Here is a 26147-nt window from a genome sequence, read left to right as displayed (position 1 = left end):
TTAATTTGCTGGCTTTGGTTTCACTGAATCTTTATCTTTAATAATTAACTGAAGTGCAACAAGCAGTACAAAAAGACCGAGACCGATTATATCCGACATTCCTTCTGGATAAATCAGCATAATACCGCCTACGATTCCCAGCACTCTTTCCCACCATTGCAATTTCCTTAACCAGTAACCAATGACCCCTGCTCCAATGGCAAGCATACCAGAAATGGCCGAGAATACCACCCAAATTAATTCTGTCCAGGTTGTATCGATCATAAGAAGTTCAGGAGATAACACGAACATATAAGGTATGATAAATGCCGCTATCGCGAGCTTGGCCGAATTCACACCGGTACGCAGCGGTTCTCCACCGGAAACTCCTGCCGCCGCAAATGCTGCAAGAGCAACTGGAGGCGTAATATCGGCAATAATACCAAAATAGAAAACAAATAAGTGAGCTGATAAATCCGGTACACCAAGTAAAATTATGGCCGGTGCAGCAATTGTTGAAGTGATAACGTAGTTAGCCGTGGTTGGAGAACCCATACCTAAAACGATTGCGGCGACCATAGTCAGCATCAAAGTAGGAATTAGGTAACCACCAGAAAGATCGAGCAAGCCATTTGCAAGCTTCAGTCCAAGACCAGTCTTAGTAACTACCCCAACAATGATACCTGCAGCAGCTGTAGCTGCCGCAACTCCCAGTGCAGTCCGCGCTCCATCGACAAGTGCATCGATCGCATCTTTGAAACCAATTCGCGTCTCTTTGCTGAAAGCACTGACGACAATTGTGGATAGAATCGACCACAAGGCAGCACGCATGATACTCATTCCGCTTACCATCAATATAATAACAATCAGGATAGGCAATAGAAGATAAATCTTTTTAAGGACTTCTTTTCTGTCAGGCATTTCTTCATCAGACAATCCTCGCAGACCGATCCTTTTCGCTTCAAAATGAGTCATAATCCATATACCAGAGAAATAAAGCAACGCAGGGATTGTAGCTGCCTTGGCAATTTCCCAGTAAGTAATTCCGCCACCGATGAATTCAACCATCAGGAACGCTGCCGCTCCCATGATTGGAGGCATTAGCTGTCCTCCTGTTGATGCCGCTGCTTCTACGGCACCGGCGAATTCTTTGCGGTAGCCAAGCTTTTTCATCATCGGAATCGTAAATGACCCCGATGTCACAACGTTAGCCACTGAGCTTCCACTGATTGTTCCTTGAAGGGCACTGGAAAAAATCGCAACCTTTGCTGGTCCTCCAGTACTTTTTCCTGCAACGGCAACAGCGAGATCATTGAAATATTGACCAACACCCGTCTTTACCAGGAATGCACCGAACAATAAAAATAGGAAGATGAATGTTGATGAAACACCCAAAGGAGTTCCCAGAATACCCTCAGTAGTAAAGAACATTGTCTGGACGAGAGATTCCAGATCAAGACCTCTATGCGCCAGGAATCCAGGCATATACGGTCCAAAAAGGGCGTAAACCATGAATAAAGCTGCAATGATCGTGATCGGCAAGCCGACCGTTCTTCGTGTCGCTTCCAGTACCAGCAGGATAGCGGCAATACCAATGTAGAAATCCGTTGGTGTCAATCGCCCGACACGATTGACGAGTTCGTCTATCATCACTGGCCAATAGGCCCCAACTGCAATAGCAAGCACAGCCAATAGCAGGTCGTACCATGCAACCTTTTTTACTTTAAGATTCTTCTTCCTTGCTGGAAACAGCAAGAAAATGAGCGCGAGAGCGAATCCCAGGTGAATCGAACGCTGGAGTTGGGCAGTAAGGACACCAAATATGGAAGTGTATAGCTGGAATACTGAGAAAGCCAGAAGCCCGAAGAAAACAATCCATCCCATCTTACCTGCCAATTTTCTAGTTGCAGCCTCCGGGTCATATTTTTCCAGAAGCTCTTGTTGTTTTTCTTGAGATACCATTTCTTCATTTGTCGTCAAGGATATTCACTCCTTCCAATTGCTTCAATAAACTAATTTCCTCAATCTTTATCCGTACCCTTGTCCCTGGTTCAATCGCCTTGGACAACGGGTACGTTATGTCTTCAAAAATCAGGGTGTGGTTTGCCCGGACCTGGCCAAGCCTCATATCGAAATGCGAAAATTCCCTGTTCATATTCGTAATATAGTACTTGCCATCCTTCATTTCAAAGTTCTCTCCATCCGCGACTTCAGATGGCATACCGATAGCAAAATCCTCATACTCCAGTTCGTATTGCCTGATTTTATGGCTTTCGGTAACTTTGTAGCTTTCAATCACATCTGAAAGATGGATCGAGTGCTTATACTTTATTTTAAAGGCTTCCCCTGTATCAATCGGTACATAGCAGAGTATATCATTACTTTCAGGTGCATGAAAAACTAGAGCTTGTTTATAAGGGATATTGATTGAGATAATTGCAAAAAAAATGATGAGGGTTAACAGAACGAAGAATTTTGATTTAATCCATTTTAAATTCATATCACTAGCCTCGCCTGTCCAATGTCTCCGATGGAGTACTTTCTTTATAACAGTAAAAAATAGACCGGTTGGAAGTTCGGTCTACCTGCCTGGGTTTTAATCCATATAGCCTTCCTTTGCGAAAAGCCTTTTGGTTTAGATGAATTGACCGGATAATACCCTCTATGGGCACTATCCGGTAATATTAAAACATTTACTCAGCTGCCTTAATACCTTTTTCATCATAGTACTTCTGGGCACCTGCGTGCACTTCAATGCCAACACCGTTTAGAGCATTTTCCGGCTTGATTTGCTTTGCTTTTGCGTGTGTTACCTGGTCAAGATTTTCAAAGATCGACTTTGTAATGTCATAGACAAGATCCTCAGAAAGGTCTGCCTTTACAACAAGCATCGCAAGAACTGCCACTGTCGGCACTTCTGAACCAAGTTTGTATGTTCCAGAAGGTACTACTTCTTTAGCATAGTAAGGATACTTTTCGATAAGCTCTTCAGCTTTGTCAGCTTCAACCGGAACAATAACTACCTTTTCAGTTGCAGAAAGTTCTTCTACAGCTGCTGTAGGTGTTCCAGCCGTTACGAATGCCGCATCGATGTTCCCATCTTTAATGCCGTTTACTGATTCATCAAAGCTCAAGTCCTGCTTTTCGATATCATCCAGTGAAAGACCGTAAACTTCAAGGATTTGTTCAGCATTCGCTGCCGTACCAGAACCTGGTGCACCGATTGAGACCTTTTTGCCTTTAAGATCTTCTACTGATTTGATTCCTGATTTTTCTGTTGTAACGATTTGGATAGTTTCAGGATACAATGTTCCGATTGCCTTGATATTTTCGATTTTGTTTCCATCGAACATTAACTTTCCTTCAGTTGCGTAGGAAGCGATGTCAGTTTGTGTGAAGGCGATTTCACCTTTATTGTCTTTAATGCTCTGCATGTTTTCTGCAGAAGCACCTGTTGTTTCAGCGTTCGTGCTAACCCCAGTTGCATCAGAGACAATTTTGGCAAATGATCCGCCCAACGGGAAGTATGTACCACCGGTCCCACCAGTAAGGATGCTCATGTATTTTGGCTTTTCTTCTGATTTTCCTTCTCCGCCGCCCTCTTCTTTAGAGTCGCCGCCACCACATGCAGCCAGTACCATTGAAAGAACCAGCATCAATGCAGTGAACAAAAGAAACTTTCTTTTTTTCATCAGAAATCCCCCTTATAGAAATAGAATTGTTCAACATAATCTTAACATAAGACTTCACACAATTGTCAAACATGTTACTTACTAACTATCTTTCTTGCCCGATACACTTAGATTGCCATAAAAGATTTTTCAAAATACATATGCTAAAATCGTGTTGATAAGAAAAGACTCTTATTTTTTTAAAAGGACAAATGCAAAAGAATTGATTTGGAGGTAAATTAATGGATTTTCCACTGGGCAAAATAGAAGAAATCACACTTCAAAGCAAGGAACTTGGAGAAGAAGTAACTATGCTGGTATACCTGCCTGCCAACTATTCTCCCTTATATAAATATTCATTACTAATCGCACAGGATGGCCGGGATTATTTCCAGCTCGGACGGATTGGAAGGATTGCAGACGAGCTCCTTGGTAAAAAGGAAATTGAAAACGTCATCATCGTAGGAATACCATATGAATCCGTAGAGGATAGACGGCGAAAGTACCATCCAAAAGGAGAGCAGCACCAAGCCTATATCCGTTTCCTGGCTCATGAGCTTGTTCCTTATTTAGATGAACAATATCCTACCTACCAAATGGGCATGGGCCGCGCATTGATTGGTGATTCACTCGCAGCTACAGTTTCCTTGCTTGCCGCGCTCCAGTATCCGCACACATTTGGAAAAGTACTTCTTCAGTCACCTTATGTGAACGAGGATGTATTCACGGCCGTAAAGGACTTCCGCCAACCTGAATTGCTCCAGATTTACCATACTGTTGGAGAGCAAGAAACAGTCGTAAAAACGACATCCCCCAAAACCAAAGACTTTTTAACGCCAAATAGGGAACTGTCGAGAATTTTTAAGGAAAGAGGCTTTGGCTATTTTTACGATGAGTTTAGCGGGAATCATACCTGGACTTATTGGCAGCCAGACCTCAAGCGGGCAATAAGACAAGTGTTTTCCTAATATATGCTTCTTTATATTATATATTTAGAAAATTTGTTATAATGAATGGTAAATCATAATATAGGTTTTCAGTAAATCGATATGCACCACACTAATGAAACGGGGGGTACCTGAGATGAAGTTCGGTATTGTCATTTTTCCATCGAAAAAAATCCAGGATTTTGCAAATTCAATGAGAAGGCGTTATGATCCACACTATGCGTTAATCCCGCCTCACGTAACTTTAAAGTCATCCTTTGAAGCAACGGAGGAAGAAATCAAGGAAATCGCGAATAAACTCGATTCAATCGCCAGGAATTTCAGACCAGTCAACATCAAGATCACTAAGATTGGTTCCTTTAAGCCCGTTAACAATGTAATTTACTTGAAGGTTGAATCACCTGAAGAATTGGAAAAGCTTCATAATGAGCTTAATGCAACATTTGACGGAAATCAGGAGTATAACTTTGTACCACATATCACTATCGGACAGAAAATGTCTGACGATGAACATTCCGATGTATATGGTTCATTGAGGATGACAAAGGTGCAATTTGAGGATACCGCCGACAGAATCCACCTATTGTACCAGTTGGATAATGGATCATGGACAGTATATGAAACATTCAGGCTTGGAAAGGAATAATCTAACGTGGAAGTAAAAATTGTAAACAACGATCAAGAATTAGCAGATGCATTCGAAGTACGCAAGAGTGTATTCATTCATGAACAAGATGTTCCGGAAGAAGAAGAAATTGATCAATTCGAATCCGACTCTGTTCATTTTGTATTATATGATGATAACCGAAAAGCAACTGGTGCTGGGAGATTCCGTGTATTGGACGGAATCGGCAAGGTAGAACGGATTTGCGTTTTAAAAGAAAACCGCAAAGCCGGTGCTGGAGTCGCGGTCATGAATAAAATCGAGGATTATGCCAAGTCACAAGGCATATCAACCTTGAAATTGAACGCGCAGACACATGCTATCCCATTTTACAGCAAGCTAGGATATGAAACGGTATCAGAAGAATTCATGGATGCCGGAATCCCACATAAAACGATGAAAAAATCTATTTAAATTTACTGAAACTCCATTCTTTTATGAGTGGAGTCTTTTTTTTGAAGGCTCTCTGCTCAAACTTTGTTGCTATTGAATACAATATTGGATTGAATTACCTTTATTTCTTGGTAATGTTGATGCTCCTTATGAGAAAAGAGCATGCAAACTTAATAACGACCTACAAAATGGGTATATATTACGTTAAAATCGTTTTTAGGATTATAACAACAACCTTTACGAAAACAGCCTTCTTGAATAACAAAAAGGCACTACAGCTAGTTTAAATTGACTCGCTGTAGTGCCTTCCTTTTCCCGTTAATTCAGCATATGCCTGGCTGACCACTGAAGGATTTACCTTCTTCTTATAAACCCGATCCGTATTAGAGAAGCTTATATCAGAGGCGGCCAGCTGCATTCGTGCCACAGGCTGCTGGTCCTTGCGCTTTTTCATTGGTTCTACTGCTTGCTCCCGCTGTTCCTGTCCCTGTTCTACAGGATCTTCTTTGCGTATCTTTGCGATTTTATTAATCTGGAACGGATCATAATCTGTCCCTATTTCACGCTCGGCATATTGTATATATTGATAATTTGTCACTGGAAGAATGTATCCCATTTTGGTATCCCCCAAGCATAATTATTTTTTCTCACTATATTCTTCTTTTCCTTTCCCCTGTTTTTGACCGTACTAAACTACTAATGAAAAAAAATTCTGGCCTCCGACTTATATATAATGTATTCACAAAGTGTTTATGGATGCCGAAAACACCTTTTGTTAAAAATCTTATTCTGCTATGATAAAGATTGTGCTATTTTTGGTCGGAGATGAGGGAAAACATGAAAACAGCCAAGTATAATCAACAGTTAATAAGCCTGGATCGATATAACCGTGAGGATTATCAAAAGCTTTATGATGACGGAAAAAAAGGGATGCTCACCTGTTCTGTATGCGGAGGCCCTGTCCGGCTTTACCTTGGCATTAAGGACAAGCCCCATTTCTATCATCACCTTTCCGCAAAAGAAAATTGCAGTGAACAAATTGAATCCTCCCCGTCCGTTCAACCTTCCGAGGAAGCGGAATATATCGAACGAAATGGCTTCCGGATACCGAAGGCCCGTTCCATTACGGCTGAAGCTGAAAGAGAGGAAAAATTCATATTCCCACGGGAAGTAAAGATTCCTTCACCTTTTAATCCGTTCCCTCCGGCTAAGCCAGGGGTAAAGTTAAATTACTTAAAACAACTTAAAGATGCTGGGATCCATTTCGATGGTAACCAGGAAAAAGCTGTTGTTTTTATAGATGGGCCATTATTAATTTTAGCTGGTGCTGGAAGTGGAAAGACGAGAGTACTGACCGCAAGAACCGCCTTCATGATTGAAGAGAAGAAAGTTGATCCCGGTTCTATCATGCTTGTCACCTTCACAGCAAAGGCTGCCGCTGAAATGAAGAAACGGATTGCCCTTTACCCGGGAATGTCCCCCGCTAAGGTTAACCAGCTGATTGCTGGCACCTTTCATAGCATCTTCTACCGAATCCTTTGTTTCCATGACCGTGAAAATTGGTCATCTGACAAGCTGATGAAAAAAGAATGGCAGCGGGAACAGATATTAAAGGAGGCTGGCCGAAAGCTCCAGCTGGATGAAAAAGAGTTTGCCTATGACCTCGCACTCCAGCAAATCGGTTTATGGAAAAACACGATGATCATGCCACACGAAGTTAAGCCAGAATCTCCATGGGAAGAAAAGGTGGCTTTTCTGTATAAAGACTATGAAGCTGCTAAAGAGAGGCAGAAGTTATTCGATTTTGATGACATGCTTCTGGGCTGTTATAAGCTTTTTAAGGAAAAGCCTGAAATACTTGATAACTATCAAAATCGTTTTCACTATTTTTTAATAGACGAGTTCCAGGATATTAATAAAGTTCAATACGAACTTATGAAAATGCTCTCTAGCAAGCATGGAAATGTTTGCGCTGTCGGCGATGACGACCAGTCAATCTATTCATTCCGAGGCAGTGACCCTGCCTATCTGTTTAACTTCAAGACAGATTTCAAAAATACTAAATTAATCATCTTAAACCAGAATTACCGCTCGCCGCATGAGATTGTCGAGACAGCAAACACTTTAATTTCTGCAAATCTCACCCGTCATGAAAAAGAAATGCGGGCCCAATTCTCCGGTGAGCGTCCGCCAGTAATCTTCCATCCATATGATGAAGAAGAAGAAGCAACGATGATTCTGACAGATATAAAAGAACGGGTCGAACAAGGCGAACGCCCCGGTGATTTCGCTATCCTGTTCAGGACGAATGCAGCCAGCCGTGCAGTATTCGAGAGGCTGGCGAATTCAAGCTTGCCCTTCCGTCTTGATCAGGATATTGAATCCTTTTACGAGCGTTTCATGATAAAAGGAATGCTGTCATTTCTGCGGCTAAGCATGAATCCCGATGAATCAGAGGCAATCAAAAATATACTTCCATCACTATTTTTAAAGCAGTCGATTTTCCGTGATTTACAGGCGAATAGCATCCTGAACGATTGTTCCATGCTTGAAGCGCTTACCCATGTAAAAACCGGCTTTGCCTTCCAGGAACAAAAGCTAAAAAGACTCATACCGATCGTACGCTCTCTGTCTTCTCTATCGCCAGTAGCGGCAATCGATATAGTCGAAAAGGACCTTGGATATCAAGACTTTATCAAAAAGCGCGGAAATGAAGGGAACCAGCTTGAAAAGGGTTCGGATGACATCCGGGATTTAAAAGTGGCGGCACGCAACTTTAAAACCGTCGGAGAATTCATCGAGCATGCTGACCATATGACAGCCATGAACGCTGAAATTAAACGAAGCAGCAGGAACCTAACTGACGCCATCACATTAAGCACCATTCATCGAGCCAAGGGGCTAGAATATGGAAATGTCTATATAATTGGAACCGTAGACGGAAGCATCCCCCATGATTACGCTTTGGATGCCTATCGCAATGGAGACCTCCAGCCGCTCGAAGAAGAACGCCGTCTACTTTATGTAGCGGTGACAAGGGCAGAAAAGAACTTATTCATTTCTGTTCCACAAAAAAGACGTGGAAGAAAAGCTAATCCTTCCCGTTTTTTATCCAATATTAAAAGAAAAATGCCAAATCAGGATCTGGGGATATAAACTCAGGTCCTAATTTGGCATTCAAGAATTACTTCTTGTTGATCATTTTGGAGATTTGGCCAAAGTCAAGCTGCTTTCCATCCTTAACAATGGATTCTACAATCTTGTCTTCCATTTCTTTATTTACCGGTTTGTTAGCCATTTTTGAAACACGGCGGATTACGCCTCTTACAGTTTGCTCATCTTTAAAGTTCGCATTTTGTAATGAATTCGCTAACTCAAATACATCATTCATATTTACGCCCGTTTTTTTCTCTATATTCTTGAAGAAATTATTATCCATATAAATCACGCCTCCTTCTTTAACTACTCTATTGTATGAAGGAAGCATAAAATGGTGAAAGAGCGCCCAAAAAAATCAGCATGAGTCTATGCAGAAAAAGCTGTTCCGATTGGAACAGCTTCTCCTTCCCTTTCTTAGTTGTAGAAGCTCGCTCCTACAATAATCAACAAAATGAACAAAACGACGATCAATACGAAAGTGGAGCCTCCGTAGCCGCCACCTCCGTAGCCATAGCCACCGCCGCAAAAGCCACCATAACCGTAGCCCATTCTTCTTCACCTCACTTTTTATTACTCAATAGCAATATATGTGAGGCATAACGAATTTGTATGGGCGAGCCCCCATCCATTTTGAAATATTTGATTATACTTGATCAAAGTCTGGGAAATGGCAGGATATAAATTCATCATATAAATCAACACTAAGGTTTCCTCTAGAATCCATTTCTGCATAAAAGACTTGTTGTGGCTGATATCCTTTAGCCTGGATTTGTTCCATTAATGCACTTCTATCCACACCCATCCGCTTTAAGTTTTCATCGATATATACTCCATCGACTAGAACTGACACCGGGGCAGACTCTTCATCCATCTTAATTGCAATATCCTCATATCTTAAGGGCTGTTTGGCTTTTTTCAATAAAACACTCAATTCTCCATTGGAATCAAGTGAAGCAAACTCAACATCAGCTACCTTAAATACACTTTTCTTGCGTAGTTGTTCCAGGAGTTCATCTATGCTGTATTTCTCTTTCCGCATATTTTTTTCGAGAATATTACCATTTTCAATGAAGGTAGTTGATTGCCCCTCAACTATTTTGCGAAATGCTCTGCTTCTTAAGGATATCGTTGAAATCGCCAAAGGAACGAATGACCAAACAACCAGACTGGCAATTCCATCCCTCAAGCTCAAATCAGGATCCATCGCTAATGTACCGGCAATATCTCCTACAGTGATGCCTACGATATATTCAAAAAATGACAGACTCGATAACTGCTTTTTCCCAAGAAGCTTTGTAATGATAAATAAGCCTAAAATCAGCAAAATAGAGCGTATGATCGTTCTAAGTATATCTGGCATTAAATCATCCCTTGAAAAAAAAGAATCAACCTTTTGGTTTAAAGATGAGGGCGCCGATAAAGCCAAAAATCACAGCAGCCGATATACCAGAGCTCGTAATTTCGAACATGCCTGTCAGGACACCGACCAGCCCGTGCTGCTCTGCTTCCTGAAGCGCTCCGTGAACAAGCGAATTCCCAAAGCTTGTGATTGGAATCGTGGCACCGGCTCCTGCAAAATCCATTAATGGTTCATAAAGCCCGAAACCATCAAGGACAGCACCAATGACAACAAGCAGACTCATTGTGTGTGCTGGTGTCAACTTCACGATATCAAACATCAACTGGCCGAACACGCAAATCAGGCCTCCAACAACAAAAGCCCAAAAAAACATTGGCAACAAAGCGATTCCTCCTTTTAGTTCATTTCAATTGAGACAGCGTGGGCTATACATGGAATGGTTTCTTTTTGCTGGAACGATAGCGGCGATAACAGAGCTCCTGTAGCTACAACAAGTATTCTCTTATAGACACCATTTTTCATTTGGTTTAATAAATGACCATATAACACGGAAGCCGAACATCCTGCTCCACTGCCTCCAGATTGGACTTGCTGATCCTCGTTATAAATCATCAAACCGCAATCCTGAAATTGTTCCTTGGATATGTCCAGTCCAGACTGCTGCAAAAGCTCGTATGTAGCAGCCTGCCCAATCCTTCCAAGATCACCTGTTACAACTAAATCATAATAAGATGGATCACGATTCAAATCTTTAAAGTGGGCAATGATCGTATCCGCTGCAGCAGGCGCCATTGCTCCGCCCATATTAAATGGATCCGATATTCCCATATCCACTACTTTCCCGATAGTGGCAGAGGTGGTTACAATCTTCCCTATTTTTTCCGAATTGTCCGTTAAAACAGCCGCTCCTGCTCCGGTAACAGTCCACTGAGCTGTTGGTGGTTTTTGTCCGCCATATTCTGTCGGGTAGCGAAATTGTTTTTCCGCTGCCGAATTGTGGCTTGATGCACCAGTTACAGTCTTCTTTGCTCCCTGGTAGTTTACAATGAATGATGCTAACGCAAGACCTTCCATTGAGGTAGAGCAAGCACCGAAGAGACCAAAATAAGGGATTTCCATCGTCCTTGCCGCAAAACTCGTCGGCGTGATCTGATTAATTAAATCCCCTGCCAGCATGAATTGCATGTCCTCTTTGTTGAAATCCCCTTTTTGCAGCGCCGATTTAATTGCTTCTTCAAGTAAAACTCTATGTGCTTTTTCGTATGAGTCTTCTCCCATCCACAAATCGTCATGAAGGACATCAAAGTCAGCAGCGAGTTTTCCCTCAGCTTCAAAAGGACCGCCGGATGTGCCCCATGATTCAATAACAGGCCGGTTCGCAAATTGCCATGACTGTTTTCCAATCAACATTTACAGCACCCCCATCATTATCAGCAAAGTTTTTACGAGTGCAACGACAAAGGCTGCAAAGACTCCAAATAGAATTACTGATCCTGCTAATTTGAACATATTGCCACCGACACCAAGAACAAAGCCTTCAGTTCGATGCTCAATAGCTGCTGATATAACAGAATTTCCAAAGCCAGTCACCGGTACGGCACTACCCGCTCCTGCGAATTGACCAATATGGTCATAGACACCGAAGCCTGTCAACAGCATGGAAAGGAAAATCATCGTAGCAACTGTCGGATTTCCAGCTGTTTGTTCAGTAAAATTAAAAAAGTATATATAAAAATAGGTAATTGCCTGACCAATCGTACAGATCAAGCCACCAACCAAAAATGCTTTGATGCAATTTTTAACCACTGGGCGTTTAAGTTCATGCTTTTGTTCCAGCTGTTGATATTGTTGCTGTTCAGGTGTCATCTTTTGCTTTTTTTTATCCCCCATTTCACCCATCCTTTCTTAAGTCAATTCTTTTTTCAACGAAATAATCCGCTGCAATTGTTCCTCTGCTTTTTTATCCGGAAAGGACGGATCTTTCATTCTCTCCCGAAGCTCGACCGCCTCAATAAAAATTTTATAATCACTAGAAACAATGAAGTCTTCATCAGGATAATTCTTTTCCAGTTTCTTATTGATTTCTTTCTCAATCCGCTTCATGCCGAACCGCTTTAAATGCTTGACCTTGTATGCGACTAATACTTCTTTTTTTCCTGCAATGACAGCAACATCATAAATCTCATCAAGTGCAGCGATATCTTTCTTTACCTTTTTAGCCAGTTTGATATCCTTCTCTTCAAGATCATTTGTCGCTCCTGGATCAGGATTTACTGACTGAATCATTGACGCCCTGCTTTCTGGAGATGTTTTGCCAAAAGAAGTACAGCCAGCAGGGCCAGCTCCGAGCATGATTAATATTGCTAAAAATTTCACTGCCTGTTTCATATTCATCATTAATCCCTTCCTATGCTTCATCTGATAAAATTATTTTCCACGTCCCAAACCCAATTTATGAATTTTTTAAAGCGCATTACACTTCCATTTAATGTAAAATTGGTGTTTTAGCTTTCTTGACAGTAAATTTGCTTCATGATTTTTTTACGATCCTCCATTTAATAAAACTCTCCCTTATTGCTCTTAATAGCCTTCCCCATTCGACGTATTCTACAAAAAAAAACGCCTGCCAGAAAGTTTGGCAGACGCTGTTTTATGCTTGTTTTTTCTTTTTCCCGCAACCACAGCCACGTTTCTTGCGCACTCTGCGGGTTGAAGCATTACTTTTGGATACAGTAGAACCTTTGCTGATTTTCGTTTTTTGCTTTTCCTCCATGAATACAACCCCTTCATTAAAGAGTCCATACGATAGTTTATGAACAAATCTTTAAACGGGTTCTGGACGGACTCACTAATTTAGGTTTGTTATACGGCTCAGTCTTTAATGAAATAATGCTGGATCACTGAAGCAATTCCGGCTATTGCAAGCACAGTGATGACCGGCATTGAAAGTTGCGGTATCAATGCATAGCCAGCATATAGGAAAGAAGTTGCCCAAATACCAGTGCACCAGTGGCAGCTTAATAGCTCGCCTATCCAATATTTGAGTCCCTCTCCTTTTATTTCTATATAAGTTTCCGTACTGCCATCCTCCAGGGTCTCCTCCACCATATCGTGAAATGGTGCTCGAAGGAATTCAGTGATTGTATCATAAACAATCAGCCTCGTCAGACGAAAGCTCGCAAATACAAGAAGGCATAAATCCAGCCAATTCCCCATCCGCTACACCACCTGTGTTGAATCAAGTCAATACAGTTTATGCAGGGCAAATCCCTATGTATAGGCCCTTAGCCAGTCCGCTCCTGTCATCATTTTTTTATGGGAAACCTGTTGAAAATTAGACAAACACCCACACCATTAGGAGGGCGATTCATATTCTATTAAGGACAATAGGTCATATCAACTAAAAGGAGATGAACTTGTTATGGGTTGCAAAGGTAAAAAACATGATGGCGACAGCTGTGTTTGCGAGGTTCTTAGAGCAGTAGCAGATGCTCAAGATGAAGTGGATGTAGACAATGATTGCGATGTCAGCTGCCACAAGTCTATCCAAGAGTTACTTGCAGGTGCACAAACTCCAACGACGGATTTAGATACAATCCCACTAATCCTTTATTGCGGTGACTGTGTGCCATTCGAAGGATTTGGAACTCGCATCCGCACAAATGGAGGAGGTCCACAAAGACTTGATTGCTTCAGGTCATTCTTTTTCCGTGTCACTTCAGTAGACGACAACTGCTGTGCGAAAATCGAGTTGTTGGCTACACGAGGTGATGAAGGAGAAGGTTTCGACACTCCATGCAGACAAATCCAAACTGGAGGAGCCAGAAATGAATTCTTCAGAACTGGAATCTGTATCACTGTCGACTTGGATTGCTTCTGCGCTGTCACCTGCCTAGACCCTGTAGCTGCATTACCACTTTCAGGCCTACCTGGAAATGACTGATCACTACAGTTTGAAAAATCAGGCTTACCGAAATTGGTAAGCCTATTTTTATAACCCAACCCTCTTTATATCGACTAAATCCTCTTTGAGGATGCTTATACTTTTCTTTCTCGGGCTGATCGAATGTATAAACAATACTTCCCCTTTCATTTCTATAAAATAACCCTTATATGATCTTTCTATGGTAATGAATTCATACTTAACCTTCGCGACAGAGGCCGGGACAAGCTTTAAATGTTTGACCTTTTCCTCAAGTGTATATTCATTGAACGTCCTCTTCCTTGGTGCATCCGGGCTTTCTGTTTCATGAATTACTTCTTCAGAAATTCCGATTTCTTCAGAATTCACTTCAACTATCCTTGAACTATTTTCCTGCTGTTGTTGATTTTCAGAGATCTCTTCACTATTCTTAAAAGAAAAATTCTTTTGCATATCGAGTTGCGGTAGATCAATGTTTGGCTGATTAATGTAAAACAAAGGAGATTGCTTACGACTTCGTTTCCTCCCCATATACGGCACCTCCAATACTTCGCTCACCCTATATGTATGCGATAGCCTAGGATAGGTGCCAGACTCAATTTTTGAATTGTTTATAATAAAAAAAAAGCCCGCACATTGGCGGACTTGATTGATTATAGGATATGAAAACCTGAATCAACATGGATATTCTCTCCAGTAATCCCGCGAGACATGTCGCTGAATAGGAATACTGCTGTATCACCGACTTCTTCAGGTGTTGTGTTGCGGCGAAGTGGAGCTCGTTCTTCGATTTCTTTTAAGATTGAATTAAAGTCACTTACACCTTTTGCAGATAGTGTACGGATTGGTCCTGCTGAAATAGAGTTCACGCGGATATTATCCTTCCCGAGGTCTGCTGCAAGGTAGCGAACGCTGGCATCCAAAGATGCTTTTGCTACTCCCATGACATTATAATTCGGAATCGCTCGTTCTCCTCCAAGGTAAGTCAAAGTAACGATACTTCCGCCTTCTGACATTAGTTCCTTCGCTTCCTTGGCAACTGCAGTCAATGAGTAAGCACTGATATTATGGGCTAACAGGAAACCGTCGCGTGATACATTCATATAGTCCCCCTGGAGTTCCTCTTTGTTCGCAAATGCGATACAGTGGGCAACACCTGAAATAGTGCCAACCGCTTCCTTGACCTCACGGAAGCATTTTGCAACATCTTCATCGCTCGTAACGTCGCATGGCAATACTAAATAGCTCTGGTCCAACGATTCAGCAAGCTCGCGTACACTTTTCTCCAGACGCTCTCCCGCATAAGTGAAGATCAAATTCGCTCCCGCATTGTGAAGTGACTGTGCAATCCCCCAGGCAATGCTTCGTTTATTGGCAACACCCATTACTACATATGTTTTTCCGTTCAGTGAAAGAGTCATTTTTACTGTTCCCCCAATGTTAATACAAGTTATTAGTACCTAGTGCTAATTCTACACTATATTTTTTCATTTGAAAAGAAAAACCCGCCGAGATGGCGGGTTTACTTTAATTAGGCTGTTTTCGTAAAAATTATTGTTACAATCCTAAAGCCGATTTTAACGTGATAAAAGGCTATTTTGCAGGTCGGTATTAAGAAGTGCAAGCTCTTTTCTCATAATAAGCTTCAATTTCCTGAAGAAACATAGGTCATTCATTCCTATTTTGTAGTCAATAACAACAAAGTTTGAGAAAAGAGCCTTTAATTAACACCAGAAACAGAATTCAAGCTCACGCTTTAGCTCATCGACATACTCTTTTGAGCCTGTCACTATCAAGCGGTCATTCAGCCTCAACTCGGTATCCCCATGAGGCACGATTGATTCATTCTCACGTAAGATACGGACAAAAATGACATCCCCCGTGAATGGGAAGCGTCTTAGGGTCATGCCGTCAAAGTGATCATTAAGCATTCTGATTTCGTGAAGGGAGTTTTCCTGATTGGTCAGGATGCTCATGACACCAGGCGATTCAATCATCGCACGCAGCAGGGATTCAGTTGAACGAAGGACCGAGAATACTTCGATTCCCTCTTCCTGTGCTTTTTCGGCCAGGTCTGGACTTTCAATTCTGGCAATGACACGTTCAACACCCTGTTCCTTCGCACTGACAGCAATCGTTGCATTCAGGTCAGGATCCCCGGTGGAGATTACAATGATGTCCGCATTGTAAACTTCATGTTTATCTAATGTATCAATTTCATAATTCTCCATCTCAATGATTTTAAAAACAGAATCCGCAATTCGGTTATCCGCTTTTTCCTGTTTCGTATGAAAAAGAACCGGTTCGTACAAAGAAGACTGCAGGGCTCGGGAAACCGGGAGTGTCATCTGGTTTGCTCCAATGAATACCACTTTCACTTTCTTCTCTTCGGCTTTTTCCTGCGGGAACAGCTTTTTGAATAAGATTGGTGTCAGAACGCTGGAGATGACCGCAACCAATATCAATGTTCCACTCATTTGTGGTGTAATCATTTCCATACGTTCACCAATGGTAGCGGCAGCAATGACCAGTGATAGCGTAGATGTCAGCAGGAACCCTGCTGCCAAAACTGTTTTGGTGTCATACCATTTTTTCAACAGATAAACTGGAATCAACTTTGATAAAAATAAAGCCAGGAGTAACAGCGGAATCAGCAATAGCAGCTTTCTTTCACTGAACAAGGACCAAATATCGAGGTCCACACCAACCATGACGAAGAAAATCGGAATAAGGAATCCATAGCCAAATGAATCTAGCTTATGGACCATTTCCTGATCTGGCGCAAGCAATGAAACAAGTACACCAGCCAAAAATGCGCCAAGGATATTCTCGGCCCCTACTGTTTCAGAAATGGCAACCAGAAGAATGATCAGCGCAAATACGGCACGAGTACCGATTTGAGTGGTTCCAGTGGAAAGCGCATTGATGAAGGTTCTATTTTTGAAGACTCGGCCGATAAAATACAAGCCAACTCCTGCTGCGAACAGAACTAGCAGCAACCATGTATTTCCTTCGCCTCCGTCATAAAGAGAGACAAAGACAGCTAGTAAGATCATGGTTGCCAAATCTGCTATAACCGCAACCAATAAGATTGTCTGCCCAATATTCGTCTTCATTAAGTGGGCATCCTTCAAAGTAGGGACGACCACGCCCAAAGAAATCGTCGAGATAATCAATGTCATCAAAAAGACGTTCTCAATGAAGCCAGCGAGTACAAACAGATAGGATAATCCCAGTGATACAATGAATATACCGACAAAGATGATAGAAGCAACAATGAAAGTATTTGGTTCCTTTTCATCATTTGCCTTCTTGGTATTGTTCTTTTTGTTTCCAGAAAAAGCTGAGAAATCAATTTCCAGTCCACTCAAGAACATCAGGAACAAAAAGCCTAATGTGGATAAGGTTCCAAGCCATGCATCTTCATGTACAATATTGAAGCCGCTTTTACCGATAATCAAACCCATGATAATTTCGGCAACGACCACTGGTATGAAATTCAATTTTAAACGGTGTAGTAAAATAGGTGTTAAAAATGCAACTATAATGACGATTACAAGCGAAGTTATCGAAGCATGATGTTCCACCCTCATCCCTCCTTTATTTAGTAAGATAACTCATGAAAGCAGTAGCAATTCCAAAATAAATCAAAATACTGATAATATCATTTATTGTAGTAATGAATGGTCCTGATGCCACAGCCGGATCAATCTTAAGACGGTGCATCAGCAAGGGCACAAGTGAACCCGCGAGTGTTGCAATGATTAGTGTAATAAAAATAGAGATGCCTACAAGGGCTCCGAGGAACAGTTCACCTTTCCAAAAATAGACAACGAATGTAATAAGGATACCGCAAACGGCACCAGTAATAAGTCCAGTTCCCGCTTCCCTCAGTATAATATTCCATTTGCTCTCTTTCTCAAGGTCTCCAGTTGCGATTCCCCTGACAGCTACAGCCAGGGCCTGTGTACCTGTATTACCTGCCATCCCGGCAATCAGAGGGATGAAAATAGCTAAAATAGCCACCTTATCCAATGTATCCTCAAATCTCCCAATAAGGCTTGCAGTAAACATGCCCAAAAAGAGCAAAATGATCAGCCATGGCAAACGCTTTTTTGCAGCGGTTAATGGATTTCGGTCTATTGTATCAAGATCTGCTATACCAGCAAGCTTGGAATAGTCATCTGAAGCCTCTTCTTCCATGACGTCCATGATGTCATCAACCGTGATAATCCCAAGGAGATGGTTTTGAAAATCCACGACCGGAAGCGCCAGGAAATTGTAGTCTCTCATCATCCGTGCGACCTCTTCTTGATCCTCTCCTACTGAAACGGAAACGACACGATCATTCATAACCTCCCCAATCATTGTTTCATCATCGGAAACAATCAGGTCACGCAAAGAAATAACTCCAGCAAGCCTTTTATCTTCATCGACCACAAAAATATAGTAAATTGTTTCAGCCTGGGGCGCTTCTTTTTTCAGGATATACATCGCCGATCTAACAGTCTGGTTTGCAGAAATTGCAATGAATTCCGTCGTCATGATACTACCGGCTGTGTATTCCTCATAATGCAGCAAGTCCTTGATTTCTTGTGCTGCTTCTTCATTCATGATCGTCAAATAACTGACAACCTGGTCTTTATCAAGCTCATTCAGCACATCGACCGCGTCATCCGCATACATATTTGACAGCATATCTGCCGCATAATTAGGATTCATTTGAGCGAGTACATCTTTAAAATCTTCCTCATCTGATTCCAGGTTCTCGAACAGGTCGGCCATTTCTTCAGGTGACAAGAAGTTATACACTTTCGCTCGCTCTTCATCTTTCAATTCACCGAAAAAAGCTGCCTGATCGTACGGGTGCAGCTCTAAAAATTCCGCACGAAAATCATCAATTTTCTCAGAGTAAAGTGCTTCCATAAGCAGCTCAGTATTGATCTGCTGCTTAGATGCCATTTCCTGCCGTTCTTCAGACATCCACCTTACCCCCTTTCCTTTATGTACATTTCATTATACTAGCATTTATTAATTTCTTTGTCTTTTAACTACACTTTTTCAATTAAAATTAATTGGGCAATATATGTTAAGATTCCTGCTTGTTTGAGCCCGGCCTATTCTCTTAACATTCCCTTTTTTGTTGTAAACTTGTCTTTTTTCCGATTTCCGGGGAAACTGATTAATTTAAAGGAGGAATCCCAATTGAACCTTGATATTATAGGCGATATCCATGGCTGTTATGTTGAATTTGAAAAACTCACCAAAAAACTTGGATACGATTGGATCACTGGCCTCCCGGTCCATCCTCTTGGCCGCCATCTTGCTTTTGTAGGTGACCTGACTGATCGTGGACCAGAGTCAATAAAAACCGCAAGGCTGGTTTGGGATTTAGCAGCGAATAGGAAATCCGCTTTTTATGTTCCCGGGAACCATTGCAATAAACTGTACCGCTACCTGTTAGGAAATAAAGTCCAGACGACTCATGGACTTGAGACCACTGTTTCGGAGTTTATGTCGTTGAATTCAGAACAGAAAAATGAATTTCGTGATAAATTCATTCATTTATATGAGTCCGCGCCTTTATACCACGTCCTTGACCAGGGGCGCCTTGTAATAGCGCACGCGGGGATCCGTGAAGATTACATAGGCAAGGATCATTCAAAAGTAAAAACCTTTGTCCTTTACGGCGATATAACCGGACAAACCAATCCGGACGGAACCCCAGTAAGGCGTGATTGGGCAAAAAATTACCAAGGAAAAGCAATTATTGTTTATGGGCATACACCGGTCAGAGAACCAAGAGTTCTTAACAATACCTACAATATCGATACAGGAGCTGTTTTTGGCGGCAATTTAACAGCCTTGCGTTATCCGGAGATGGAATTGGTATCCGTTCCCTCATCCATGCCGCTTGTTCGGGAAAAATTCAGGGAAATAAATTAATACCCAGAATTAAAAAAGCTAACCATTGGAATGATGGTTAGCTTTTTGCTTTATTTTCCAATAAACATTTGGGTCCAGTAGTTCCCCTGTGTTGTATGTCCAACGCCAATATGCGTGTAGTTTGGACTTAAAATATTCTTCCTGTGCCCTTCGCTGTTCATCCATGCGTTCACAACTTCTTCGGCACTCCGCTGTCCCATTGCAATGTTCTCTCCTGCTGTGTTATACGATACACCAAAGTCCCTCATCATATCGAATGGTGATCCGTAAGTAGGACTTGTATGCGAAAAATAGTTCTTCGCCTGCATATCATTGGATTTCTCTTGTGCTACATTGCTTAATGCTGTATCTGGCTGCAGGTTTGGCAAACCGTTTTTCCTGCGCTGTTCGTTTGTCAGGTCTATGACTTTCGATTCAAATGCACTAATCTCGGTGCCAGAAGGAGTTGCTTTTTGCTCTGGAGCCGGTGCTGCTTCTTCTTGCGGAGCAGGTGTTGTTCTTTCTTGTGGTGCAGGCGCTGCTTCTTGTTCAGGGGCTGGTGTTGCCCTTTCTTGTGGTGCAGGCGCTGCTTCTTGTTCAGGGGCTGGTGTTGCCCTTTCCTGTGGTGCCGGTGCTGCTCCTTGTTCAGGGGCTGGTGTTGCCCTTTCCTGTGGTGCCGGTGCTGCTCCTTGTTCTGGAACTGGATTTGCTCTTTCCTGTGGTACTGGTGCTGCTCCCTGTTCTGGTGAAGGCATTCCACCCCTATTCAATTCGGGAAGTTCTACACCTGTACGGCGCTGCAATTCTGCCAGCATTTTATTGAGATCTGCTTGTTGTCCTTCTGTTAATGTCAACCTGCCCTGCTTGTTCATTTGTGTGTGTGGAAATTTAGAACTCGGGATGCCAGTACTGTAAGAATTCGGGTCTATGGTAATATACCCATCAGGCGTTTGCATGATTTCACTCGTTGCATCTCCGCCTTTTTGATTAAACCCAGCCTCATTGGTATTTCTTTTAGCAGAATTGATTTCTGCTCTTCGTCTTTGCTGCTTGATTCTATTTGCATCATTATCCCAATAACCTTCTTGGCCATTTCCAAGGGTGGTCATTCTATTGTCGCGTAAATCCAACGCTTCTTCATTATTGTTATTGCAGGCAGCGAGACCTAATAACATAACTGCGGATACGGCAATTAATTTACCGTGCTTATTTATATTCAACGGATGTTTCCTCCTTCAATTTTTCATTTATTACTTCCTTATGATTTGACGTATTGCACAGAAATATATAAAGAAAAATTTGAGAGAAATGTAAAAAGGCAAATCGTTATTATAACGATCTGCCTTTTTCAAGTACTGTAACCATATCTGTTGGAAGGCTTGCATTGAATAGCAATTCCTTTTGTAAAGTTGGGTGGATAAAGCTAAGTTCGCAGCAGTGCAAAGCTTGCCTTAACATCTTATTTTTATTTCCGCCATATAAAGTATCCCCGAGCAGAGGGTGCCCTAGATGACTCATATGCACTCTGATCTGGTGGGTTCTTCCTGTCAATAGCCTTAAGATGATATGGGTGAAATCTTCATATCTGTTCTCAACTTCAAATAATGTACAAGCATATTGACCATCAGGATGTACTTCACGCTCAATGATGCTGTCCTGTTTCCTGGCAATCGGTTCCTCGATTCTACCTTCATCAACATGTATAATATCTTCGGCCAGTGCCTCATACTTTCGCTTAACACCGCCAGCACGCTGCTGCTTGCTGAATAAATGATGGATATGGCTGTGCTTTGCAATCAACACTAGTCCGGAAGTATCTCTATCAAGCCTGGTGACAATATGTGTTGTTGCAGATAGCCCACAACATTCATAATAACCGATAAGTGCGTTGGCCAGGCTTCCGTACGGATGCTCCCTCGAAGGTATTGTATTCATTCCGGCCGGTTTATTGACCACCAGTAAATGCTCATCCTCATACTGAATCTCAAGCGGGATTTCCTCCCCCTTTAATCCCTCGGAAGGAACTTCGGGAGGAAAGCCCACGCTGATAAAATCTTCGCTTTTCAGTATGTACCTTACATTAACCTCTTGGCGATTTACTGAAATAAATCCACCCTTGAACTTTATATCGGTAAGGGCTGACTTGGAGATTTCTTTTTCCTTAAGAAATTCCCTAAGCATTTTACCCTGATCAGCAGCTCCAGCTGTATATTCCAGTGTGAAGTTCTTCCCCATATCAGCGGCTCCTGTCTGAAATGTTTCTAATACCATTGTTTTTTGGCAAAAAGCATTTATCGATTGCGTTTTTGTTCAATGAATGATGACCATTAACTATTTCTTGGACATATTTATCGCAGTCTGCCTGCGAAATGTCCATTAAACCTTGTTTATTAGACATTTTGAAAGCTACATGGCCTCGAAATGTCCATTAAACCTTGTTTATTAGACATTTTGAACGCTACATGACCTCGAAATGTCCATTAAACCTTGTTTATTAGACATTTTGAACGCTACATGGCCTCGAAATGTCCATTAAACCTTGTTTATTAGACATTTTGAACGCTACATGACCCCAAAATTCCCATAAAATTCGTTTATTAGACATTTTGAACGCGCTAGGCCCACGAAATGTCCATTAAACATCTCTCCCTGGACAGTCTGTCAGCGGTCTGTCTATAAAATCAAACTACCTTCTTAATCGCTATCTGAAATAAAGGAATCGTGTACCCTTTTCCAGAACGGGAATGGCCTGAAGCGGGCGAATCGGATTTTTTCATCTGCAACCCGGAATTGAATTGACTTAACGTCCTTATGCAGTAGTGTCAAATGATCAACAGTTACCTGGAAGTCAGGTCTATTAACCGGTTTTAACGTACATGTATGATGGTCAGGAAGTATCAACGGTGATCCCACTGTCCTGAAGACACGATTGTTGATGGATGCCATTTCTGCAACCTGGATAGCCCTTAGTGACGGGTGAAGGATGGCACCGCCCAATGCTTTATTGTAGGCTGTGCTTCCTGATGGCGTGGATACGCACAAACCATCTCCGCGGAAGCGTTCAAAATGCTGGCCTCTGATCTCAACATCCATGACAAGGGTGCCCTCAACAGATTTGACGGTCGATTCATTCAGGGCAAGATACCTTGTTTCTCTGCCGCCATGCTGGTATCTGATGATTACCTCCAGCAGCGGATATTCAATTACCTGGTATGGTGTTTTGGCAACGGCAATGACCAGCTTTTCAATTTCTTCAGGAACCCAGTCGGCATAAAAGCCAAGGTGCCCGGTATGTACTCCAATGAATGCTGTTTTGTCCAGCCTGCTCGCGTATCGATGGAAGGCATACAGAAGCGTGCCATCTCCTCCCACGGAGATACAAATATCGGGCTGGTCTTCATCATATTGTAAATCAAAGTCCAAAAGATATGTTCTCATTTTATGCATCAACGTATTGGACCTGGAATCCCCTTTTGAAGTGATCGCAAATTTCATGTAATCAAACACCCCTGCATTTCGGATTTAAACTATTTCTTCCCATCCTGCTGCATTTCTTTTTTCCTCGTGAAGAATGCCTGTGCATCCTGGATTTCTCCTCTGATTGTCGACATCTCTTCATCAAGCCGGAATGCGGCCTCGGCAGCTCGCTGCAACCTGATCTTTATATCCTCAGGAAAAAGTCCTTTGTATTTATAATTCAGCGAATGCTCTACTGTTGCCCAGAAATTCATCGCCAAAGTTCTGATCTGGATTTCTGCCAGAATCATTCTTTCACCGCGGATTGTCTGCACTGGATAACGGATCACGACATGATAGGAGCGGTAGCCGCTCGCTTTCTTATGGGAAATATAATCCCTCTCCTCAACAATCTCAAAATCATTACGACTTCTCAATTGTTCAACCACTGTCTTGATGTCATCCACGAACTGGCACATGATCCTCAAGCCGGCAATATCCTGCATTTCCGAGTCAAGCTTATCAAGTGAAATTCCTTTTTGATGCGCCTTATCAAGAATGCTCGCAATAGGCTTTACCCTTCCAGTGACGAATTCAATCGGGGAATGGTCGGAATGGAGTTCATATTGGCTCCTGATTCCCTTAAGCTTAACCTTCAATTCCTCAACAGCGTGCTTATAAGGTTCTAAAAATTGATCCCAGTGTTTCACATCAGTCACCTCATCCGGTTCTATTCACGAAAGCCTAAGCGGAGGGTGCGGCAAAAACCTGTTCCACTTTCGTGACCATTTCCTCTCCATAGTTGCTGTTGCCATTTATATTTTCAATCAAATATTTCATTTCGCTATGGAAGCCGTCCAGTTTAAGTTTGCCTCCATTATTACTTAAGTAAGTTTCTAATCCAGACTGCAGACCTTCTTGAATGACATTCCAAGTACCTGCAGGAATGGTGATATAATGATATCCATCTTCTTTATCAAGAATATAAATAAATGATAATTGATCGGAATCAACAAGCATTTGCCCTGTTGGAGCAAAATCCCCCAGACCTGTCTCTATGTCTGTAGAGAGTAGTAACTCATTATTTTCTATTTTTGCATCGATAATTAAAATTCTTTGACTCATTTCCTCAACCTCCATAATCTTTTTTATTTTATCATATCGAACCATTTTCTACTAAGGATTGAAGCAAACCGGATTTAACGAGATAATAAGATCAGCTTATTGGAAAGGGCGGACAGATGTGAGCCAGAATATCGAAATCGAATTCAAGAATATCCTGACAGAGGAAGAATTCCACTTCCTTCAAAAATACTTCAAAATAGAGCCGGAGCAATTCAAAAAACAGATTAATCATTATTTTGATACGCATTCCTTCACCTTGAAAGACTATGGTTCTGCATTAAGGATCAGGGAAAAAGGGTCCAAGTTTGAAATGACTTTAAAGCAACCTGCACAACAAGGGCTGCTAGAAACGAATCAGATACTTACGACTGGACAGGCTGAGGAAGCCTTATCATCAGGAAAGCTGCCAGAAGGTGAAGTAAAAGACGCTGTTGAAAACTTAATCAAGGATACAGAGCCATTGCAATACTTCGGGGCGCTCACAACCGTGCGTGCCGAGGTTGAGTACAAAGATGGATTGCTTGTACTGGACCATAGTTACTATTTAAATACAGAAGATTATGAGCTAGAATATGAAGTAACGGATGAGACAGAAGGATATAAGGTATTCTCTGAATTATTGGGAGAGTTAAAAATCCCTCATAGACCGACCGATAATAAGATTAAAAGGTTTTACACTAAAAAATATAATCTTTTACAAGAATAGACCAGGCAGGAGAATCATGATGAATGTTGACCAGTTAAAAGTCATGCTTGAATTGCAGGCGCTCCAAAACTTCAACCAGCCGACAACCAGCCAATCAGGTAACAACCTTTTTCAGGAAATGCTTTCCGGAATCCTCAGTGACCAAAGCAATGCTCTGGGTGCCACTGCAACAAGACTTGAAGAGTTATTTAACAACGCACAAACAACGGTTGACTCTTTCGCTTTAGCAAAACCAAACATTGGACAAATGCTTCCTCCTATTCAACTGACGAAAGTGGCGGCCAAAAGCCATGCTGATTTTGATGGAATCATTGATAAGGCTTCAGCTATGTTCAATATTCCAGCCAAGCTGATTAAGTCTGTCATTCAAAAGGAATCGAATTTTAATCCAAATGCCGTGAGTCATGCCGGCGCTTCGGGACTTATGCAATTGATGCCTGCGACAGCCAGGGGCCTGGGGGTTAAAAATGTATTTGATCCAACGGAGAATATTCTCGCAGGAAGTAAATACCTTCGTCAAATGTTGGACAAGTATGACAATAATATAGAACTTGCCCTTGCAGCATATAATGCTGGACAAGGAAATGTTGACAAATATGGAGGAATCCCTCCATTTAAAGAAACGCAAAACTATGTACGGAAAGTCACGGATGTATTTTACGGATAAAGACACCTTCAAAAGGAGAATATTCCCATTGGTTTTGACCGCCTGTCAGTGGTAACAGGCGGCCTTTTTGTGTACATTAGTAAAGCAATCATTAAAATGACAGATTTTATAGAACTCAAGACGATTTGTTTGAGATATAAATTTAGCATTGCTACAATAAAAAGCATAACTAT

At 41.8% G+C, this 26147-nt stretch carries 30 protein-coding genes; 8 read left to right on the top strand and 22 right to left on the bottom strand.

Annotated elements, in window-relative coordinates; translation table 11 throughout:
- The 3 genes from TY49_RS22950 to TY49_RS22940 all read right to left on the bottom strand — a co-directional run bounded on the left by TY49_RS22950 (nucleotide 1) and on the right by TY49_RS22940 (nucleotide 3671).
- Nucleotides 1-1941 (bottom strand): TRAP transporter permease, encoded by a 1941-nt coding sequence (locus TY49_RS22950; RefSeq protein WP_041968227.1) that lies wholly within the window; start codon nucleotides 1939-1941, stop codon nucleotides 1-3.
- Between the two features lie 4 nt (nucleotides 1942-1945).
- Nucleotides 1946-2479 (bottom strand): DUF1850 domain-containing protein, encoded by a 534-nt coding sequence (locus TY49_RS22945; protein WP_041968199.1) that lies wholly within the window; start codon nucleotides 2477-2479, stop codon nucleotides 1946-1948.
- A gap of 193 nt (nucleotides 2480-2672) precedes the next feature.
- Complete coding sequence (locus tag TY49_RS22940) at nucleotides 2673-3671, bottom strand: TAXI family TRAP transporter solute-binding subunit (RefSeq protein ID WP_041968198.1); 999 nt, start codon at nucleotides 3669-3671, stop codon at nucleotides 2673-2675.
- A 221-nt stretch (nucleotides 3672-3892) separates the two neighbouring features.
- Here TY49_RS22940 and TY49_RS22935 point away from each other — a divergent pair, with 221 nt between their 5' ends.
- The 3 genes from TY49_RS22935 (at nucleotide 3893) to TY49_RS22925 (ending at nucleotide 5675) form a co-directional block, all read left to right on the top strand.
- Entirely contained in the window at nucleotides 3893-4618 is a 726-nt protein-coding gene (locus TY49_RS22935; RefSeq protein ID WP_041968197.1) for an alpha/beta hydrolase, read from the top strand.
- Between the two features lie 115 nt (nucleotides 4619-4733).
- Nucleotides 4734-5243, top strand: coding sequence for a YjcG family protein (locus TY49_RS22930; RefSeq protein ID WP_041968196.1), 510 nt, complete (start codon nucleotides 4734-4736; stop codon nucleotides 5241-5243).
- A gap of 6 nt (nucleotides 5244-5249) precedes the next feature.
- Complete coding sequence (locus TY49_RS22925) at nucleotides 5250-5675, top strand: GNAT family N-acetyltransferase (RefSeq protein WP_041968195.1); 426 nt, start codon at nucleotides 5250-5252, stop codon at nucleotides 5673-5675.
- Nucleotides 5676-5937: 262 nt separating this feature from the next.
- On the opposite strand, the gene TY49_RS22915 is transcribed toward TY49_RS22925, so the two are convergent.
- Nucleotides 5938-6270 (bottom strand): hypothetical protein, encoded by a 333-nt coding sequence (locus TY49_RS22915; RefSeq protein ID WP_041968193.1) that lies wholly within the window; start codon nucleotides 6268-6270, stop codon nucleotides 5938-5940.
- 221 nt (nucleotides 6271-6491) lie between these two features.
- On the opposite strand from TY49_RS22915, the gene TY49_RS22910 reads away from it, so the two are divergent.
- On the top strand, nucleotides 6492-8810 hold the full coding sequence (locus TY49_RS22910; protein ID WP_041968192.1) for an ATP-dependent helicase: 2319 nt from the start codon (nucleotides 6492-6494) through the stop codon (nucleotides 8808-8810).
- 28 nt (nucleotides 8811-8838) lie between these two features.
- Here TY49_RS22910 and spoVIF read toward each other — a convergent pair whose 3' ends face one another.
- The 9 genes from spoVIF to TY49_RS22870 form a co-directional block, all read right to left on the bottom strand.
- The gene (gene spoVIF / locus TY49_RS22905) at nucleotides 8839-9093 is read right to left on the bottom strand and encodes a sporulation-specific transcription regulator SpoVIF (RefSeq protein ID WP_041968191.1); all 255 of its coding nucleotides are present in this window, start codon (nucleotides 9091-9093) and stop codon (nucleotides 8839-8841) included.
- Nucleotides 9094-9227: 134 nt separating this feature from the next.
- On the bottom strand, nucleotides 9228-9362 hold the full coding sequence (locus TY49_RS24430) for a YjcZ family sporulation protein (protein WP_023615235.1): 135 nt from the start codon (nucleotides 9360-9362) through the stop codon (nucleotides 9228-9230).
- 94 nt (nucleotides 9363-9456) lie between these two features.
- On the bottom strand, nucleotides 9457-10173 hold the full coding sequence (locus TY49_RS22895) for a DUF421 domain-containing protein (RefSeq protein ID WP_041968190.1): 717 nt from the start codon (nucleotides 10171-10173) through the stop codon (nucleotides 9457-9459).
- Between the two features lie 25 nt (nucleotides 10174-10198).
- The gene (gene spoVAE, locus TY49_RS22890) at nucleotides 10199-10555 is read right to left on the bottom strand and encodes a stage V sporulation protein AE (RefSeq protein WP_041968189.1); all 357 of its coding nucleotides are present in this window, start codon (nucleotides 10553-10555) and stop codon (nucleotides 10199-10201) included.
- A gap of 14 nt (nucleotides 10556-10569) precedes the next feature.
- The gene (gene spoVAD / locus TY49_RS22885) at nucleotides 10570-11583 is read right to left on the bottom strand and encodes a stage V sporulation protein AD (RefSeq protein ID WP_041968188.1); all 1014 of its coding nucleotides are present in this window, start codon (nucleotides 11581-11583) and stop codon (nucleotides 10570-10572) included.
- On the bottom strand, nucleotides 11584-12063 hold the full coding sequence (gene spoVAC, locus TY49_RS22880; protein WP_041968187.1) for a stage V sporulation protein AC: 480 nt from the start codon (nucleotides 12061-12063) through the stop codon (nucleotides 11584-11586).
- A gap of 15 nt (nucleotides 12064-12078) precedes the next feature.
- Complete coding sequence (locus tag TY49_RS22875; protein ID WP_232310513.1) at nucleotides 12079-12570, bottom strand: YhcN/YlaJ family sporulation lipoprotein; 492 nt, start codon at nucleotides 12568-12570, stop codon at nucleotides 12079-12081.
- 253 nt (nucleotides 12571-12823) lie between these two features.
- Nucleotides 12824-12946: a hypothetical protein gene (locus tag TY49_RS25495; protein ID WP_269745800.1), complete on the bottom strand. Its 123-nt coding sequence runs from the start codon at nucleotides 12944-12946 to the stop codon at nucleotides 12824-12826.
- A gap of 98 nt (nucleotides 12947-13044) precedes the next feature.
- A complete protein-coding gene (locus TY49_RS22870; RefSeq protein WP_041968186.1) occupies nucleotides 13045-13389 on the bottom strand; it encodes a DUF1360 domain-containing protein in 345 nt (114 codons plus the stop codon).
- A 205-nt stretch (nucleotides 13390-13594) separates the two neighbouring features.
- Between TY49_RS22870 and TY49_RS22865 the strand changes: the two genes are divergently transcribed.
- Nucleotides 13595-14116: a CotY/CotZ family spore coat protein gene (locus TY49_RS22865; protein ID WP_041968185.1), complete on the top strand. Its 522-nt coding sequence runs from the start codon at nucleotides 13595-13597 to the stop codon at nucleotides 14114-14116.
- Between the two features lie 48 nt (nucleotides 14117-14164).
- Here TY49_RS22865 and TY49_RS22860 read toward each other — a convergent pair whose 3' ends face one another.
- From TY49_RS22860 to mgtE, 4 genes are all read right to left on the bottom strand, one after another.
- The gene (locus TY49_RS22860) at nucleotides 14165-14626 is read right to left on the bottom strand and encodes a CotO family spore coat protein (RefSeq protein WP_041968184.1); all 462 of its coding nucleotides are present in this window, start codon (nucleotides 14624-14626) and stop codon (nucleotides 14165-14167) included.
- Between the two features lie 122 nt (nucleotides 14627-14748).
- Nucleotides 14749-15516, bottom strand: a complete 768-nt coding sequence (fabI, locus tag TY49_RS22855; protein WP_041968183.1) for an enoyl-ACP reductase FabI — start codon at nucleotides 15514-15516, stop codon at nucleotides 14749-14751.
- A 303-nt stretch (nucleotides 15517-15819) separates the two neighbouring features.
- Nucleotides 15820-17682 (bottom strand): monovalent cation:proton antiporter family protein, encoded by a 1863-nt coding sequence (locus TY49_RS22850; protein WP_041968182.1) that lies wholly within the window; start codon nucleotides 17680-17682, stop codon nucleotides 15820-15822.
- A gap of 13 nt (nucleotides 17683-17695) precedes the next feature.
- Nucleotides 17696-19057, bottom strand: coding sequence for a magnesium transporter (mgtE, locus tag TY49_RS22845; protein WP_439646192.1), 1362 nt, complete (start codon nucleotides 19055-19057; stop codon nucleotides 17696-17698).
- 243 nt (nucleotides 19058-19300) lie between these two features.
- Between mgtE and prpE the strand changes: the two genes are divergently transcribed.
- Nucleotides 19301-20041, top strand: coding sequence for a bis(5'-nucleosyl)-tetraphosphatase PrpE (gene prpE / locus TY49_RS22840; protein WP_041968180.1), 741 nt, complete (start codon nucleotides 19301-19303; stop codon nucleotides 20039-20041).
- Between the two features lie 50 nt (nucleotides 20042-20091).
- Here the strand turns inward: prpE and TY49_RS25625 are convergent, their stop codons facing one another.
- The 5 genes from TY49_RS25625 to TY49_RS22815 form a co-directional block, all read right to left on the bottom strand.
- Nucleotides 20092-21240: a CAP domain-containing protein gene (locus TY49_RS25625; protein ID WP_439646190.1), complete on the bottom strand. Its 1149-nt coding sequence runs from the start codon at nucleotides 21238-21240 to the stop codon at nucleotides 20092-20094.
- A gap of 109 nt (nucleotides 21241-21349) precedes the next feature.
- Entirely contained in the window at nucleotides 21350-22255 is a 906-nt protein-coding gene (locus TY49_RS22830; RefSeq protein WP_041968179.1) for an RluA family pseudouridine synthase, read from the bottom strand.
- 459 nt (nucleotides 22256-22714) lie between these two features.
- The gene (locus TY49_RS22825; RefSeq protein WP_041968178.1) at nucleotides 22715-23515 is read right to left on the bottom strand and encodes an NAD kinase; all 801 of its coding nucleotides are present in this window, start codon (nucleotides 23513-23515) and stop codon (nucleotides 22715-22717) included.
- A 32-nt stretch (nucleotides 23516-23547) separates the two neighbouring features.
- Nucleotides 23548-24186, bottom strand: a complete 639-nt coding sequence (gene yjbM / locus TY49_RS22820; protein WP_041968177.1) for a GTP diphosphokinase — start codon at nucleotides 24184-24186, stop codon at nucleotides 23548-23550.
- 34 nt (nucleotides 24187-24220) lie between these two features.
- Nucleotides 24221-24601 carry a UPF0738 family protein gene (locus TY49_RS22815; protein WP_041968176.1) on the bottom strand — a complete coding sequence of 127 codons (381 nt, stop codon included), beginning with the start codon at nucleotides 24599-24601 and terminating at the stop codon, nucleotides 24221-24223.
- 118 nt (nucleotides 24602-24719) lie between these two features.
- Between TY49_RS22815 and TY49_RS22810 the strand changes: the two genes are divergently transcribed.
- Together TY49_RS22810 and TY49_RS22805 are read left to right on the top strand one after the other, a co-directional pair.
- Nucleotides 24720-25307, top strand: a complete 588-nt coding sequence (locus TY49_RS22810) for a CYTH domain-containing protein (protein ID WP_041968175.1) — start codon at nucleotides 24720-24722, stop codon at nucleotides 25305-25307.
- 19 nt (nucleotides 25308-25326) lie between these two features.
- Nucleotides 25327-25974 (top strand): lytic transglycosylase domain-containing protein, encoded by a 648-nt coding sequence (locus TY49_RS22805; protein ID WP_041968174.1) that lies wholly within the window; start codon nucleotides 25327-25329, stop codon nucleotides 25972-25974.
- Nucleotides 25975-26147: the final 173 nt, after the last annotated feature.

The organism is Mesobacillus selenatarsenatis SF-1, from assembly GCF_000813125.1.
GTDB lineage: Bacteria > Bacillota > Bacilli > Bacillales > Cytobacillaceae > Mesobacillus > Mesobacillus selenatarsenatis.
The sequence above is the reverse complement of the archived record's forward strand: the minus strand, read 5'-3'. Positions and strand labels throughout refer to the sequence as shown.